The sequence below is a fragment of the Oleiphilus sp. HI0061 genome (genome assembly GCF_001635675.1).
Genome location: NZ_LWFE01000665.1, coordinates 1 through 347, shown reverse-complemented (window position 1 = coordinate 347; position 347 = coordinate 1). Strand labels below are relative to the sequence as shown.

The following is a 347-nucleotide window of genomic DNA, read 5'->3' as shown; positions in this document are numbered from 1 at the left end:
GAGGCAATGGCAAGCTTACGTCAGAGCAAGAAGAAATTAGAAGACTTAAGGCGCAGGTTAAGCGCCTTGAAATAGAAAAGGAAATACTAAAAAAGGCGACGGTCTTCTTTGCCAAAGAAACGAAGTGAAGTATGACTTTATCACTCAACATAAGAAGACCTGGCCGGTTGACCTGATGTGTCAGCTATTTGGAGTGAAACGAAACAGTTATTATAGCTTTGCCAAGCGCAAGCGTAGTCAACCAGATGACCCGGATCATCAGGAAATGCTTGATTGGATAACGGATATAGCAGAGTCCAGCGACCACACTTATGGAGAGCGCAGGATGAAGAAAGCATTGAACATTT

The 347-nt window shown here is 43.5% G+C and carries 1 pseudogene; it reads left to right on the top strand.

Annotated elements, in window-relative coordinates:
• Positions 1-347, top strand: a pseudogene (locus A3735_RS31785) (IS3 family transposase); the annotation flags it as partial.